This window comes from Bacillus sp. Brlt_9 (assembly GCF_051948935.1).
In the GTDB taxonomy this organism is placed as follows: Bacteria; Bacillota; Bacilli; order Bacillales; family Bacillaceae_G; genus Bacillus_A.
This window is the reverse complement of the sequence record NZ_JAYJLO010000003.1, coordinates 545,387-559,177: the sequence shown is the minus strand read 5'-3', so window position 1 is coordinate 559,177 and position 13,791 is coordinate 545,387. Positions and strand designations below refer to the sequence as shown.

General features: G+C 32.5%; 21 protein-coding genes. 13 read left to right on the top strand and 8 right to left on the bottom strand.

Features of this window, described 5'->3' with window-relative positions:
• Positions 1-128: 128 nt before the first annotated feature.
• Positions 129-374 carry a hypothetical protein gene (locus tag VF726_RS15420; RefSeq protein WP_440169699.1) on the bottom strand — a complete coding sequence of 82 codons (246 nt, stop codon included), beginning with the start codon at positions 372-374 and terminating at the stop codon, positions 129-131.
• Between the two features lie 380 nt (positions 375-754).
• Here VF726_RS15420 and VF726_RS15415 point away from each other — a divergent pair, with 380 nt between their 5' ends.
• Positions 755-1,189, top strand: coding sequence for a hypothetical protein (locus tag VF726_RS15415; protein ID WP_440169697.1), 435 nt, complete (start codon positions 755-757; stop codon positions 1,187-1,189).
• Positions 1,190-1,274: 85 nt separating this feature from the next.
• Here the strand turns inward: VF726_RS15415 and VF726_RS15410 are convergent, their stop codons facing one another.
• Together VF726_RS15410 and VF726_RS15405 are read right to left on the bottom strand one after the other, a co-directional pair.
• Entirely contained in the window at positions 1,275-1,820 is a 546-nt protein-coding gene (locus tag VF726_RS15410) for a hypothetical protein (RefSeq protein ID WP_440169695.1), read from the bottom strand.
• 30 nt (positions 1,821-1,850) lie between these two features.
• Positions 1,851-2,435: a thymidine kinase gene (locus VF726_RS15405; RefSeq protein WP_440169693.1), complete on the bottom strand. Its 585-nt coding sequence runs from the start codon at positions 2,433-2,435 to the stop codon at positions 1,851-1,853.
• Between the two features lie 112 nt (positions 2,436-2,547).
• Between VF726_RS15405 and VF726_RS15400 the strand changes: the two genes are divergently transcribed.
• The 8 genes from VF726_RS15400 (at position 2,548) to VF726_RS15365 (ending at position 7,713) form a co-directional block, all read left to right on the top strand.
• Positions 2,548-4,047 (top strand): DNA cytosine methyltransferase, encoded by a 1,500-nt coding sequence (locus tag VF726_RS15400; protein ID WP_440169690.1) that lies wholly within the window; start codon positions 2,548-2,550, stop codon positions 4,045-4,047.
• A 97-nt stretch (positions 4,048-4,144) separates the two neighbouring features.
• Positions 4,145-4,495, top strand: coding sequence for a hypothetical protein (locus VF726_RS15395; RefSeq protein WP_440169688.1), 351 nt, complete (start codon positions 4,145-4,147; stop codon positions 4,493-4,495).
• Between the two features lie 248 nt (positions 4,496-4,743).
• Positions 4,744-5,133, top strand: coding sequence for a hypothetical protein (locus VF726_RS15390; protein WP_440169685.1), 390 nt, complete (start codon positions 4,744-4,746; stop codon positions 5,131-5,133).
• 4 nt (positions 5,134-5,137) lie between these two features.
• Positions 5,138-5,344, top strand: a complete 207-nt coding sequence (locus VF726_RS15385; protein WP_440169682.1) for a hypothetical protein — start codon at positions 5,138-5,140, stop codon at positions 5,342-5,344.
• A 400-nt stretch (positions 5,345-5,744) separates the two neighbouring features.
• Positions 5,745-6,137, top strand: a complete 393-nt coding sequence (locus tag VF726_RS15380; RefSeq protein WP_440169679.1) for a hypothetical protein — start codon at positions 5,745-5,747, stop codon at positions 6,135-6,137.
• 369 nt (positions 6,138-6,506) lie between these two features.
• Positions 6,507-6,989 (top strand): DUF2975 domain-containing protein, encoded by a 483-nt coding sequence (locus VF726_RS15375; RefSeq protein ID WP_440169677.1) that lies wholly within the window; start codon positions 6,507-6,509, stop codon positions 6,987-6,989.
• A 27-nt stretch (positions 6,990-7,016) separates the two neighbouring features.
• Positions 7,017-7,496, top strand: coding sequence for a DUF2975 domain-containing protein (locus VF726_RS15370; protein ID WP_440169674.1), 480 nt, complete (start codon positions 7,017-7,019; stop codon positions 7,494-7,496).
• 10 nt (positions 7,497-7,506) lie between these two features.
• The gene (locus tag VF726_RS15365; RefSeq protein ID WP_440169672.1) at positions 7,507-7,713 is read left to right on the top strand and encodes a helix-turn-helix domain-containing protein; all 207 of its coding nucleotides are present in this window, start codon (positions 7,507-7,509) and stop codon (positions 7,711-7,713) included.
• 47 nt (positions 7,714-7,760) lie between these two features.
• Here VF726_RS15365 and VF726_RS15360 read toward each other — a convergent pair whose 3' ends face one another.
• The 4 genes from VF726_RS15360 to VF726_RS15345 all read right to left on the bottom strand — a co-directional run bounded on the left by VF726_RS15360 (position 7,761) and on the right by VF726_RS15345 (position 10,847).
• Positions 7,761-8,486 carry an ATP-grasp domain-containing protein gene (locus VF726_RS15360; RefSeq protein ID WP_440169669.1) on the bottom strand — a complete coding sequence of 242 codons (726 nt, stop codon included), beginning with the start codon at positions 8,484-8,486 and terminating at the stop codon, positions 7,761-7,763.
• Between the two features lie 132 nt (positions 8,487-8,618).
• Positions 8,619-9,068, bottom strand: coding sequence for a hypothetical protein (locus tag VF726_RS15355; RefSeq protein WP_440169667.1), 450 nt, complete (start codon positions 9,066-9,068; stop codon positions 8,619-8,621).
• A 476-nt stretch (positions 9,069-9,544) separates the two neighbouring features.
• The gene (locus tag VF726_RS15350; protein ID WP_440169665.1) at positions 9,545-10,102 is read right to left on the bottom strand and encodes a hypothetical protein; all 558 of its coding nucleotides are present in this window, start codon (positions 10,100-10,102) and stop codon (positions 9,545-9,547) included.
• Positions 10,103-10,298: 196 nt separating this feature from the next.
• Positions 10,299-10,847, bottom strand: a complete 549-nt coding sequence (locus VF726_RS15345; RefSeq protein ID WP_440169663.1) for a hypothetical protein — start codon at positions 10,845-10,847, stop codon at positions 10,299-10,301.
• 214 nt (positions 10,848-11,061) lie between these two features.
• Between VF726_RS15345 and VF726_RS15340 the strand changes: the two genes are divergently transcribed.
• The 4 genes from VF726_RS15340 to VF726_RS15325 all read left to right on the top strand — a co-directional run bounded on the left by VF726_RS15340 (position 11,062) and on the right by VF726_RS15325 (position 13,067).
• Positions 11,062-11,292, top strand: a complete 231-nt coding sequence (locus VF726_RS15340; protein WP_440169661.1) for a hypothetical protein — start codon at positions 11,062-11,064, stop codon at positions 11,290-11,292.
• Between the two features lie 33 nt (positions 11,293-11,325).
• Positions 11,326-11,691 (top strand): hypothetical protein, encoded by a 366-nt coding sequence (locus tag VF726_RS15335; protein WP_440169659.1) that lies wholly within the window; start codon positions 11,326-11,328, stop codon positions 11,689-11,691.
• Positions 11,636-12,097, top strand: a complete 462-nt coding sequence (locus VF726_RS15330) for a hypothetical protein (protein ID WP_440169656.1) — start codon at positions 11,636-11,638, stop codon at positions 12,095-12,097. The genes VF726_RS15335 and VF726_RS15330 overlap by 56 nt, the downstream gene beginning before the upstream one ends.
• Before the next feature lie 523 nt (positions 12,098-12,620).
• The gene (locus tag VF726_RS15325) at positions 12,621-13,067 is read left to right on the top strand and encodes an LPD11 domain-containing protein (protein WP_440169654.1); all 447 of its coding nucleotides are present in this window, start codon (positions 12,621-12,623) and stop codon (positions 13,065-13,067) included.
• A gap of 154 nt (positions 13,068-13,221) precedes the next feature.
• Here VF726_RS15325 and VF726_RS15320 read toward each other — a convergent pair whose 3' ends face one another.
• Complete coding sequence (locus VF726_RS15320; RefSeq protein ID WP_440169652.1) at positions 13,222-13,734, bottom strand: hypothetical protein; 513 nt, start codon at positions 13,732-13,734, stop codon at positions 13,222-13,224.
• Between the last annotated feature and the right edge of the window lie 57 nt (positions 13,735-13,791).

The following is a 13,791-nucleotide window of genomic DNA, read 5'->3' as shown; positions in this document are numbered from 1 at the left end:
ATGAGCTTTTTGTGTATTACAGTACAATTTGTTTTATTCAGCTGTCTAACGTTACTTCATCCATTCCACCAACATTTTTGTTATCTTTTTACTAAATGAGGTTATCCCAATTATCGCTTCAAGGAAGTTTAATTGTCAAAGAAGACTTGTTCATTAGCTGTTACAGACTCTACAATTTCTTTTTCTTTCTCCGATATTTTGAAAATTAATTCCAAAAGCTCATCAAAGCTTAATATCTTATCACCTAATACCTTGTAGTTAATGATAACTTCTCCACTATCTGGAACCTTCTCCAAACCATACTTTTTTGCTAGCTCTTCTTGCTTTTGGAATGATACATCCTCTTTATAAATTATGTTAAGTTCGTTTTTCAAAAGCCCCGCACCCTTTTCATTATATACAAACGCTGGATCCTTTTTTATTTCCGGCTCATTTACTCCCATTTACCGACTTTCAACACAAGGAGCACAGCAACTATACAAAATACAAATAGCCCTAAGATCTTAACAATTTTACTCATATCTCTCCCCTCTTTTCTGCATTATGAAATTTTGTGTTTACAATTAAACTTTTCAATGGTTTTATTTCTCCAACAACCTTCTAATATATTTGAAATTAACATCAGCCCACTCCTCCAGCACTTTATTATCCCGTTCTAAAGTCCAGCCCTTTTAATTAAACTCAAAATTTTATTATTTAGTCCTTATTGCTCTATTTAATGTACAATATTAAAAATTACAAAGGAGCGATATATATGTCATTTAAATTAGATGAGAACTTAGAATGGATTTATGGAGGTCAAGGCGGAGTCAGCGCTGAAATTGATTTTTATATAAATAGGAAAGAAAAGAAGTTCTTCAAATTAGAAACCTATTGTTTCAGTTCCGCACCAGAAGAATCAACAAAACCTGAAATGGAAGAAATCAAACCAGAAGTTTCTCTATTTGAGGACGCAGCAATAGCCCTCACACTAGAACATTATAATAAGAAAGGAATTCTTGTTAATTCTCCCTTTACTGTAATACAAAATATATTCTTCACTTTTTCTAATGAAGAGGCAAAAATGGAATTACAACAAGCTGTTTCTAATATCCCTGAATTTTTCAGCGCATTAGAAGAAACATATTCTGATCTTATGAAAGAATTCAATTATCAACCTTCAGAGACAGAAAAAACAAGATTAATATAAAATTTAAAAGTCGAGTAAAATTCACTCGACTTTTTTCTACGTCTCTAGAAGTAATACAACATTACTTAATGTAAGTTTATTTTCTTTATGCTGCCGCCACTTGCAATTGCCCTTTTTTAATCTTTACTTTTTCTACTTTTTCGATGAACGGTGTCTTAATTAAGACTTCAACTTCACCAGAAGCTTCTTTATTCTTAATGACCGGTTTATTATCTTTATACTCTTCCATAGTAAACGTTGGCCAAATTACTGCTTCATATTGGACCGTATCTTTTCTCTTTAGTTTCTTCTCAGTTTCTATATCCTTACATCCAACACCCGGATTGAATTTATTCCCTTCGCCATCTAATACATTCCCTTTTGTGTCTTTTGCTGTTACTTCTATTAGGTTTGTACAAGTATTGGAAACTACTGTAGTTAGTTCTTTATCCGTACTATTAGAAAGTTGCACTTTTACTTTTAATTTCCCATTATCTTGCTTCTCAAAATCATACTCTAAGACGATTCCATCCTTTACCATTCTGTACTGTTTTACAGAATCCGCAACATCCTGCATTGCTTTAAATAATAAGCCTGATGTGGCACAAACCGATAATATCAACATCAAGCAACCAAACGCATAACCTCTCATACCTCTAAAATCACCACCTATCTCTAAAATCTAGGCATTTTTAGGGGAAACATAACACGTTCTGCATCTAGACTCATACGATTCCGTATCCCCTATTACGACAATCGGACCACTTCTCGCAGGTTTACCATTAACCATTCTTTGTGTATGTGTCCCTTTTGGACTTCCACATACAGAGCAAAATGCAAAAAGTTTCTCCACCTCATCAGCCATCGCCATTAGGCCACCTATATATCCAAACTCTTTTGCCCTATAATCCATATTTAATCCCGCGACAATAACTTCCTTGCCACGATCAGCTAATTCTGAAACCAGTCTCATTATATTCTTATTGTAGAACTGCACCTCATCAAACCCAACTACGTCATATTCCATCATTTCCACTAGAATACTAGCAACGATTTCATCAGTTAATGTTTCTGGTAGGTTTGTTGCAGGGAACTCATATCCCATTCTACTTACAACTTTATCAGTAGAAAAACGATTATCTTTAGAAGGCTTATATACCTTTACTTTCTTACGTCCGTACTTCTCTAACTTTAAGCATCTTTTAATTAGTTCACCTGATTTTTCAGAGAACATTGGTCCTGATATCACTGAAATACATCCACACATTTTACTTCTCCCTCACTCTGCTCATATATAAAATTATTTTTTTCTCAAAAACATACTATTTCCCATTATAATCTCTTCAGAATCTCAGGTACATTATAGGAGGAAATATACGATGAAGGAAACAATTAAAAAACGTTTATATAAATTAAAAGAAAGATTATATCTGGAGGCAAAATATTTAACTGATTATGGTTTTGGTATTGGACAATCAATTAAATATGAAATTGATAAAGAAAAAAACCAAATCACAGTTATTCCAGTAGAACAAAAAACAAAAAAACGTGTAGCAAAAACAACGCAACGTACAGGTAAAACAGTTCCTGTCATTGATATTAAAGGAAACGATGTAAGAGAATTCTTTGCTAAACATAAGAAAATAGAATTGGAAATTCATAAAGGCAAAATTATCTTTACTGTATTAGAGGAAGCTAAAACGCAACCAATTGTAAATGTAATTAGCTTTGAAGATGCCCTATCTAAAAAACAAAGTTTAGTACAAAAACATTATGCTGTTAACGTGAAAGACTTTGCTAACGCTGTTGGTTTCCAACAACTAAGTATTTTCGACTTCTTCCAAGCAAGCACTACGGAAGTAAACGAATCTAAAAAAGGTGGAATCGTTAACACACTGAAAGAAAAAGCGATACAGATGCTATCTCTGTTCAGTGGCTGCGGATCCCTCGATAAAGGCTTTTTAGACGAAGAGTATGATATTGTATTCGCCAATGATCGTTATGAGAAAAAGGCTCTAAAGGACTATCATATTCAAACGTATAAAAACAATATCGGTGACCACATCATTATGAAAGATGTTCTTGAGTTTACTGAAGAAGACATCCCTCAAGTTGATTTTGTTGCTGCTGGAGTTCCTTGTGTGAAATTTAGCGCTTTAAATACAAAAGATAACTTTAGAAATAGCGATTCTCCGGTACACCCTCTTGTAGAACAAACGATCAACATTATTCAGTGGAGCAAAGCAAAAGCTTTCTTAATCGAGAATGTTGAGAACTTCATTACTGTAAAGAAAGGCGCTATGCTGCAACGATTTAAAGATAGATTGAAAGATTTCAATATCGTTTCTCAAGTTATCGATTCATCTACTCTTGGATCTGCTCAAAAGCGTAAGCGTTCCTTTATCTTAGGTATCAAAAATGGTGATCCAAATTTAGATTTACCACATTTAAACGAAGTTCGAACAGTTAGAGATGCATTTAAAAACGTTGAAAATGCCGAACAACAAGATATGTATTTCAATCCGACTCCCAAGACATTGGAGCGAATGAAATATGTCCCTCAAGGTGGCAATATTAACGATGTACCAATGGAATTACGAGCACCAAACAAGAAGTTTAGTAACTACTGTCAACGTTTAGATGAGGAAAAGACATCACCAACTATTACGCACGTCCAAGATGATGTATTTATTCACCCACATCTAAACCGTTACCTATCAGTAAGAGAAACAGCGCGCTTATTCTCTCTGCCGGACGACTTTACATTTACAGGCAGTCTTACAAGTATTTTCGAAATGCTAAAGAATGCTGTAGATTATAAGGTTTCTAGGTTCCTTGCAAAGACAATTAAAAAGCAGTTGTTACCTATCCTAAACTAGATTGGTCTCATTAATTTTATTGTTTTCAACTGAAACAAAAAATAGGTTTTATAATGTTAAAAATCAAATACAAATCATACTCCCGGAGGAATAAGAAATGAATACAGAGAAAACGATTTTCGCAGTGTTAGATGTAAATTACAAGATGATTAAATCTAAATGGTTTATTGTAGAAAATGGAGAATTAAAAAATGTAACGACGGAAGTGTTTGATGCAGTACAAAAATACAATCATACCGCAACAACGATCATTCCCTATCGCTTCAAAAACAATAAAATTGAATACGCTTTTGGTTGTGGACTAACCCACTACTTACAAAGTGATAACGTAACTGAAGTTTTAGAAGGATTTGATATCGATAGAATTAGTGTCTACACGCAAGAAGATATTAAAAACTTTTACAAGCGAGTACCATTTGTTGCTGATCTTAAAAAAGTCAGCGCGTAAGTAAACAATTGAATTATAAATTTAAAGACCTGTTTTCTATTTATCAGGTCTTTTTCTATTTTAAAATAGCCCTCTTATTGAATTAATCCAACATACTTTACTTCTACCTCACTGCTCTCATCTATTAATTTATTTTTTTCTCAAAATCATACGAATTTGCATTATAATCTCTCAAGAATCACAGGTACTTTTTCAAAGAAAAAAACATAACGAATGAAACAAATACATAGTAAATGGAGAGAATTTAAATGACACAACAACCTAATTACACTTATAACGAAGATGACGAAATAATTGTGACGGATGATATGATCCTAGATAATGAAATTATTGGCGTTCATTTCACTATGAAATATGAAAACAAAGAAAAAGGCTTTAAGGCGTACGAATTCCAAACAAATGAAGGTTTATATTTCGAATTAGATGAACAATCAGGAGATCATTTCCGATTAGAAATCACAAAAGATTATGTAACTGTATCATTCTCTCATACCGAAGATTATACAGTTATGGAGAATGTATCCTATGCATTTGATATCGTAGACCTATTACAACGCGTTTTACTACAGAATGATATTTATGACGAACAAGAAGAGTATGATGCGTGGCGAAAAAAAGAAGGAAAATTAGAAGGATAAGGTGATGAAAATGAAATTAACAGAAAAACAATTAAGAACTTATCTGAAAGAAAACGGATTCGCTCGTGTAAGCATTTTACAGAAGGGTAACCATATCGCTCTTAAAGATATTACGTTCAAAAAGGATGAACTCAGAAGTCGATATTTCGCAAAAGTAGTGAACAACTTAAAATTTTTCCACGGTGAATTAGAATTTAAATTAGAAGTTTAGAAAGATTTGATAACGAAAGAATTTGTGTTTATATGCAAGGCGATAATCAGAACTTTTCTAGATAATACCACCTGGTGCTGAATATAAAAAACAGCGCATAATAAAATAATTGAATTACACTTATAAAGACCTTGATTACTTTAATCAGGTCTTTTTAATTCTAAAAAACTCTCTAAATTAAATAACTCCTAAACAAATGACTACTTTTATAACTTTGGCCCTATTTTACTGAGGTACAGCTACACATTTCACTTCACCCTTCCTGTTCTAACCCATAAATTTGTTTTTTTCTCAAAACCATTCTATTTTGCATTATAATCTCCCAAGAACCACAGATAGATTTACGAAGGATAAACATAATAAACAAAACAAATACATAGCAAATGGAGAGAATCTAAAAATGACACAAGAACAAATTTATACGAATTACGATGAAAATGACATTATTGTGACGAATGATATGATTTTAGATAATGATAAAATCGGTGTTCATTTCACTATAAAGTACGAAAACAAAGAAGAAGGATATAAAGCATACGAATTCAGGACGCAAGAAGATTTATATTTTGAATTCTACCAACAAAGAGGATCTTATTTCCGTTTAGAAATTACAAAAGATTATGCAAGCGTATTATTCGCTTTGCGCGATGAATATCAGGTTATGGAGGATGTATCCGATTCATTCGATATTGTAGATTTATTACAACGCGTTTTATTACAGAATGATATCACCGACGTTCAAGACGATTATGACGAGTGGTGGGAAGAAGAAAAAGAAGATGATGATGAGTAAGAAGATAAAAACTTTTACTATCGAGCACTATTTGTTGTTGAGCTAATAAAGTCAGCGTATAAAACAATAGAATTATATTTTTAAAGACCTGGTTTATTCTAGCAGGTCTTTTTTATTTCAAAAATTCTCAACGTGAAATATGCCGAAAGAAAAAACAACTTTGATTTGGATATCCGGTTGAACAAGTTGTCATACACATTTTAAAGTAAGAGCATTTCTTTGTAATGAGAATTGCTTTTTATTTTTGTTTAAAGTTAAAAGGATATTTCAATATCAATAATAATGTAACAATAAACAATAATAATTTATTGAAAAACAATATATAATGTGTTAAATTCTAATTGTCATTAAATAAGTGAGGTGTTTTAAATGAATATTAAACGCGGTTCTACCACTTTCTTAAAGGTCATCACTTTTCTGATCGGACTTGCAGTGCTTGCCGTGTGTATATATTTTTTACCCGAAGCAGCTATAAGCGATGCAATAGAACGCCCGGGTGATTATTCCTTATATCCACTCTTGGTATGTGCATATGGAATATGTATTACGTTTTCTGTAGGGTTGTATCAAATTCTTAAACTTTTATCTTTTATCGAAAATAATAATGCTTTTTCTGAGTTATCTCTTCACTCTTTAAAGGTAATTAAAAAATGTACGTTTACAGTTATTTTCTTGATTCTTTTAGCAATAGTGTATCTAAGGATACGTGTTCAATTCACAGGCGACGATGCAGCAGGACCAATATCTCTAGGTCTAATGTGCATATTGGCAACAAGTATCATTGCAGCCATTATTGACGTACTTCAAAAACCTGTAAAGAATTTCTTGGATTCACAACCAAAAAACAATTAAGATTTTTAAATTTACGAGAGGTGTTTTATGAAAGTAGCAACTACATTATTTTTGAAGATAGCCGTTATTCTCATCGGAATTCTTGTTATGGCTTTGTGCATATTTTTAGTCCCTGCATTGGCCGATGAGGTAGCAAATTTCTTAGGAGGACATTCTATAAAATATGTCATTTTCACTCTTCTATATGGAGGGGCATTACCTTTTTACTTTGCCCTTTTTCAAGCGGTTAAACTGTTAAGTTATATAGATAAGAATATTACATTCTCTGAAATGTCTGTCCGAACATTAAAGAGAGTCAAATACTGTGCCATATCCATCTGTGGTTTGCATTTCTTAGGGTTACCACTCTATTATCTCGTGGCAGATAAAGATGATGCCCCAGGTCTTATATTTGTAGGATTGATCATCCCTTTTGCTTCGCTGGTAATAGCAATATTTTCTTCTGTACTCCAAAGACTTTTGCAAGATGCGATTAACATTAAATCAGAAAATGATTTGACGGTCTGAGGTGGAGAATATGGCAATAATTATTAATATAGATGTGATGTTAGCAAAACGTAAAATGAGCGTAACGGAGCTTTCGGATAGGGTTGGCATTACTATGGCCAATCTTTCCATCCTGAAAAACGGGAAAGCTAAAGCAGTTCGCTTCTCTACACTAGAAGCTATATGTAAGGCATTGGATTGTCAGCCAGGCGATATTTTAGAGTACAATACCGACTAAGAACATAAAGAAGAACTAACCTACATATGTCGGTTAGTTCTTTCTCATTACTTTATATTCACTGTTTCAGCACATTTCTTCATATAATTAAACCCCTGTATAAACATAAGTGGTAATCTTTTATAGTCTGCAAATCCATATAAGCCGCAGGAAACAAAAGGATGACTTTCAATTAAGAAATTCCCCTCTTCATTAACACCTATATCCAGCGTATATGAACGTGGACCATTAGTATATAAGGAAACCATCCCTTCAACAAAAGAGACATCAGGGAAAATTCTAAAGTCACCAGCATAATGTTGTATCCCAACTAATTCACCGTTACAAACAAAAGCCCGCCACTCGCTAATAATTTGTATTAAGTCAGATACCAAGTATGTGCCGGCCGGTATGTCATTAACGTTTTCTACAATCTCTGTAAAACTTTTATATGCAGCAGCAGATTTAATAAATTTAGGGCCTTTTAGTACTATGTCCTCTTTATTCTTTATCTGCACGTCCCTCTTTAAATACTTCTGATCCATTAGTATATTCGGTATATTTATCGGTACAATACTTTCTTGCTTTATTCCATATTCAAGTTCCAAGTATTCAAATACAAACTCCAATGAACCCACTGGGACATACTTTCCCATTAACGCTCTTTCAGATAACACATAATCATATACCTTTTCATTATAAAACCAATTGTTAAACTCAATCGCCTTTATTAAATGAAAACAGAATTCGCTAGTAATCATATTTTCTGTTGTTTGTATTAAAAAGGTTCTCACTCCTATCACCCGCTCTCGATAATATATGCTTCATTTTTTAGTATAACTAACTAATTTTATAGATCGAAAAACTAATAAATATTATTTTCATAAAAAAAAGAGAACTTTTTCGTTCTCTTTTTACTTTTTTATTCAAACTTCTTCTGCTTCAAGAACCTCACCGTTTTCAATCATATTTTTACAGATAATCTCTGCTTCAGCAATCATTTGATTTTCAAAGACATTTGAGACTTGTTTTTCAAGCATTACCTTAACCCTTTGTATAGTAGCTTCACTTGGAACATTGATATCATTTTCTTTTAAGATATCAATAATTTCCTGATCAGTGAATCTTACAACAACTTGAATTGGATGAAATTTTTCACCATCGAACGTTGCGACTTCGGTTAAGAATTCACCATCGCCGCACTCTGATATTCTCTCACAATATTCATCTTTACATTGTACCTCTACATAAAATCCATTACCTTCAATCATATATTTCCCTGTTAATTCAACTTTTGTACCAAAACAATGCTGACAATCCAAATGACTTAATCCTGCAAACTCTTCACAAACTTCCATATTTTTTACGAACATCATTATTATCCTCCTTGGATTACGTTTTTCAAATTATAGATCCGAATTGGTACCTTAGGGGAAAATATTAAATATTTGTTCAGTATTGATACACCTTTGCAACTTGTAAAATCTCTTTACAACTCCTAATTACTTCTATGCCGCTTTACTATCTCATCATACAAGTCATTAAACATCCTTTTTGCCCATAACCTTCTTGATATACTTTCCTTATCATTCGCCAATATATTAAAGTAGTATTTTAACTCTCTCTTCTCTTCTAGTGTTGCTTTATATATCATTACAATCACCCCTAACTTTGTAGTACACAGTTATAGCCCTGTGATTATATGTTTCTTTCAGAAAAAAAACAGCTGCTTATATTTAAGTAGCTGTTTTTAAATTTACTTATGCTATCTCAACTAACTAATTAGTTGCTAAAAGATATAGTTTTTATTTACGTTTTCCTCAACCTTTTTAAACCTTCTCTTCCATTTCCGCTATTCAAAACCTTCGAATTTCTTCTTTTCGAAACTGTCAAAATTACGCAAAGTTAGAGAATATGCTTCTAACAAAGAGAAAAAAGTAGTGGGTGCCTCATTTGCTTCAAGATAGATTTTCTCTTTCTCAATTTGTTTTTGTAGCGTAAATGTAGTTGTACTAATAAGAGCATCAGGATATAATTCACGCACTTTATTCATAGCATCATCTCTAAACTCAAAATACTTTTTAGGTTCACACTTAAAGAAGTAGAATAAAGGCTTGTTGTATAAAATCACTAACGGTTTTCTAGTACCATCTTTCAACTTTTTTTCCGAAATACGACACGTATAATATTTATTTAGTCGCATAGATTTCTTTGATGTTTTATCGATTATAAACTTCAATACCTTCCCGAAGATTATTAATGAAACTACTACAGATAACCAAAATACGTTATCAGGATAATACTTATCAAAAGTCAAAATAAAACCAATTGCTATGACTGGTATTCCTACTAATGCACAAAAAAACAATAACCACGCAACTACTTGAACAAACTTATCATTTCTTTTCAATTTTTTCACTCTCCTAATAATTAATTTATTTCGTTCCATAAACCAAAAGAAATTCCCTTTATAAAAACCTTTTCACCTCCACTCTATATATACCGATTTTCCCTTCAATTGGACTAAGAACACAAAATTCTTGGTTAAAGATATGTAAAGTAAAAAAAGCTAGATCGAAGTGATCTAGCCTTAACTATAATCCATCCTATTTTTTATAAATTGCTTTTGTAATATCCTTATCTGCACATACAGGCGCGGTATGTTCACGGTATTCAAAGGCATACAGTTGACCTTCATAGGTGAATTCTACTTCGTAGTACTCCCACCAACCCTGAGTCCGTATTAACTCATCTTTAATAACCTCGACACCCAAGTCTTCAAACTCGTCATATTTTAATGCAAACGGATCCTCACAAATCGCTTCAAATTCTCTCTCTTTATATCCTTTTAACTGCTCTTCCATATTCTTTATGTGAGCTAGCAAGTTTGGGATATCCTCTCTTGCAGCTGCTATAAAGTTTGCATCCTCTTTACCGATATAAACCCTATGATGAGGCTCATCTTTATATACGGCAGATGAAACTATCGGCCGAGGTCCTTTTAATTGAGGGTGATCATTAGATGTGCCTATTCTTCTTTCCTTTTCTTTTTCTACATTCTCTCCATCCACAGTAGAGTAAACCTTCCAAGGTCCTGGAGTAGCCAGGTTACTTCTCTCTTCTATTTCCTTTAATTGCATTTCATTTAATTTCATAAATACTCCCCTTGCTTCCGTTTCAATTCATCTCTATAAACATATTTTTCTAATTAAGAATCTTAGTGTATCACTTATAAATAATCGAATGAAAAAAACATTTCGTTCTAATTATTCGTTATGTAAACATATTAAAGTATCCATTTTTCACAAAATAAATATATAAAAGGTATAATAATTTTTAGAATAGAACTAGCAAGGAAAGGATAATACGATGAGCACTGTAACTGTAAAGTTATACTTAAGTGGTGAGGGGGTTGCAAAACTCCAAAATACAATTAATCGTTCAGTATGTATAGAAGAAGTAAAAGCCACTCTTAACAAGACGAAAGAGTATTTTTTTGAAGCTCAAGTTCCTATCGAAATGATTGGAAATATATACGCTAGCGCGAATTACGTCATTCTATACCCTGAGAAATACTACGAAAAGAACAATATTAAATAAAAAATTAAGAACACGTAAAAGGAGATTTTTATTATGGAATACAATTTATTTACTGCATCTGAAGGAAATTTGTTAGACCGTTATTATCCACCAAAAGGTGATTTTAGAACCTTTGAAAGTGAAGAACACTACGAACAAAAAGGACAAGAATGGGGTTTATTCAAAAAGACACCTATCACACAGTTTTTATATAAGCGCGATGGACAAACATATCACGTAACAATCAAAGGTTATGAAGAGTATTTAGAAGATGGTTCTTCCAATACTCTTGTTATTGAGTTTGAAGATGGAAACTTAAGCTGCATACTTCCTGCTTATCTAATCGATATGCAAAAGGCCAGTTTTGGTAGCGTTGACGCAGAAGAATCTGAAGATCAAACTATTAAAAAAGCCAGTTAAGAAAACAAAAGCACCTGCTAAGAAAAAAGCTGAACCAAAGATCACTACTGAAAAAGATGTTATTGAAACTAAAGTAGTAGAACAAGAAAAAACAGCGGAAGATAAAATAGACTTACCTTTAGATAAAGTAAAAATTACAGCTACTATTAAAGAATTTCTCTCTGTACCTAACACCTTTAGTACGAGCGGCAGAGAAGATGAATTTGTTATATTTGAGAACATATCAATTCACACTGATCCGTCAGTTGAGTTAGATACAGCTTGGTGTTCTTACAGTAATACATTAAAGAACGCTGAGCTACAAATAGGCGACGTTATAGAATTCCAAGCGAAAATTATTAAAAAGAAAATGAAGAACGCGGGACAATATAAAATTAATAATCCTGCTAAATTGCAGAAGTTATAATCCACAACATACATTTAAAAAGAACTGCCTCCTATGTCAGTTCTTTTTTCATTATCCAATTATTTATCGATTAAAAAACCTTTTAGGATTAATCTCGTAAGAGATTACACACTAAACGTACTGGTTCATTATCCCCTATTATAAAACATAACTTCTATCTATCCGATGACAGATCACACTCTTCACTTATTAACCAAATTCTCGATAGACGCGAAGTAATGCTTCCACCCCCCTCTCCACGCCATACAATAGTCCACCACTAGACTATCAAGAGTTCATATCTTATTAGGCAGATTTAAACGCCGTCCGGGTGGCCCAAACTATGCTCTCCCTCTACATAAAGTGTAATGATATCCCCCGCCAAGTTTAATCCGCTACCTCTCCCCAAAACACAACTCGGGTTTTACTCATAAATCGCGGTGAACATCTTTTTTTATTTTTTATCCAAAAATCTCAAAATAAATATAAAATAGTAACACAAATAAATGAACAATAAAAAGAAGATACATTTGGAGGTATAACAATGGAAAATAATAATATTAGAACAATGGAATATATCGGTACTGATGATTGGTCTAGACCAGTTTTTAAATGTGTTGACACAGAACAATTATTTAAAGACGTAACACTTGGAAGTGATAACCCAGAATTATATAGCTGTGGTAATGATTTTTATGGTGAGCCAGGTTTCCCTATCAAGAATGATTTGGAAATACAATTTAAAAATATGCCAAAACAAACAAATCCTCAAGATAAATTTAACTATCAATTATTAAGTAGATTACAAATGGATTGTGAATATTATTTAGGATACGGAAACAGAAGTGTAAAACGCTTGTGGGCAGGGAATGAAAAAGAACAAATCGAAAAAATGAAAGAAATACATAACGCATTCGCCGATGATGCGAAACCTGAATGGTTAACATTTAATCAAATTTTAGAATATGAGAAACTTATGATAAACAGTTAATAAAACGTGTGTGTTACCTAGTAATTCAAACGAATTATTTTACAAAAAAGAATTAAAACACAAAAAAGCTGTGATTATTTTCACCGCTTTTTTTACAATTTAATTTCTTGTTTAGTAAATTAAATTAACTGTTACTACACACCCGAACTCACTATTAATCATATAAGTAGTCTTTATTGTGCACAATTAACTCTAGATCGGATTTATCATATCTGAACTTAATATTAGTTTCATCCCAGTCATCCGGCATTGTTCTAGTAGACAACTTACTATCCTCATCTTCTGTCACAGTTGCGGTCCATAAGTATAAATTTAGCACTTCATATACAAAATCAACAGTTAATTCCCCTCTTTTAGCTTTCTCCTCACATACATCTTGAATGTATTTTGATTTCGGAACTAAATGCTCATATACCAGTCCTTTTGTTGAACCCCTCTTCAGAATATCTAATGCAGCAGGAGTCACATAATCAGTAGCATAACGCTTCTCTTTTTTTCCCTTAGGTAAATCCTTGGTAGTTAAGTATATATGAAGATTAGCTAAGAACTTTCTTTTACCCTCTCCTATTCCTTTCATAAATAATTCATCTTCAAACGGTACGCTTTGCAAAAATATGTAGTATTTCTCTGATAGCGTCTTAATAAGTTGACTCCGTGGCATAATCATATTTGCACTACTCCTTAGCATTTTATTATTAAATAATTAAGAATATAAGCTATACCA

What these genes read in the sequence shown, in the direction of transcription:
- VF726_RS15415 (WP_440169697.1), top strand. Translation starts at nt 755, where the DNA reads ATGTCATTTAAATTAGATGAGAACTTAGAATGGATTTATGGAGGTCAA.
- VF726_RS15410 (WP_440169695.1), bottom strand. Translation starts at nt 1,820, where the DNA reads ATGAGAGGTTATGCGTTTGGTTGCTTGATGTTGATATTATCGGTTTGT.
- VF726_RS15405 (WP_440169693.1), bottom strand. Translation starts at nt 2,435, where the DNA reads ATGTGTGGATGTATTTCAGTGATATCAGGACCAATGTTCTCTGAAAAA.
- VF726_RS15400 (WP_440169690.1), top strand. Translation starts at nt 2,548, where the DNA reads ATGAAGGAAACAATTAAAAAACGTTTATATAAATTAAAAGAAAGATTA.
- VF726_RS15395 (WP_440169688.1), top strand. Translation starts at nt 4,145, where the DNA reads ATGAATACAGAGAAAACGATTTTCGCAGTGTTAGATGTAAATTACAAG.
- VF726_RS15390 (WP_440169685.1), top strand. Translation starts at nt 4,744, where the DNA reads ATGACACAACAACCTAATTACACTTATAACGAAGATGACGAAATAATT.
- VF726_RS15385 (WP_440169682.1), top strand. Translation starts at nt 5,138, where the DNA reads ATGAAAATGAAATTAACAGAAAAACAATTAAGAACTTATCTGAAAGAA.
- VF726_RS15380 (WP_440169679.1), top strand. Translation starts at nt 5,745, where the DNA reads ATGACACAAGAACAAATTTATACGAATTACGATGAAAATGACATTATT.
- VF726_RS15375 (WP_440169677.1), top strand. Translation starts at nt 6,507, where the DNA reads ATGAATATTAAACGCGGTTCTACCACTTTCTTAAAGGTCATCACTTTT.
- VF726_RS15370 (WP_440169674.1), top strand. Translation starts at nt 7,017, where the DNA reads ATGAAAGTAGCAACTACATTATTTTTGAAGATAGCCGTTATTCTCATC.
- VF726_RS15365 (WP_440169672.1), top strand. Translation starts at nt 7,507, where the DNA reads ATGGCAATAATTATTAATATAGATGTGATGTTAGCAAAACGTAAAATG.
- VF726_RS15355 (WP_440169667.1), bottom strand. Translation starts at nt 9,068, where the DNA reads ATGATGTTCGTAAAAAATATGGAAGTTTGTGAAGAGTTTGCAGGATTA.
- VF726_RS15345 (WP_440169663.1), bottom strand. Translation starts at nt 10,847, where the DNA reads ATGAAATTAAATGAAATGCAATTAAAGGAAATAGAAGAGAGAAGTAAC.
- VF726_RS15340 (WP_440169661.1), top strand. Translation starts at nt 11,062, where the DNA reads ATGAGCACTGTAACTGTAAAGTTATACTTAAGTGGTGAGGGGGTTGCA.
- VF726_RS15335 (WP_440169659.1), top strand. Translation starts at nt 11,326, where the DNA reads ATGGAATACAATTTATTTACTGCATCTGAAGGAAATTTGTTAGACCGT.
- VF726_RS15325 (WP_440169654.1), top strand. Translation starts at nt 12,621, where the DNA reads ATGGAAAATAATAATATTAGAACAATGGAATATATCGGTACTGATGAT.
- VF726_RS15320 (WP_440169652.1), bottom strand. Translation starts at nt 13,734, where the DNA reads ATGATTATGCCACGGAGTCAACTTATTAAGACGCTATCAGAGAAATAC.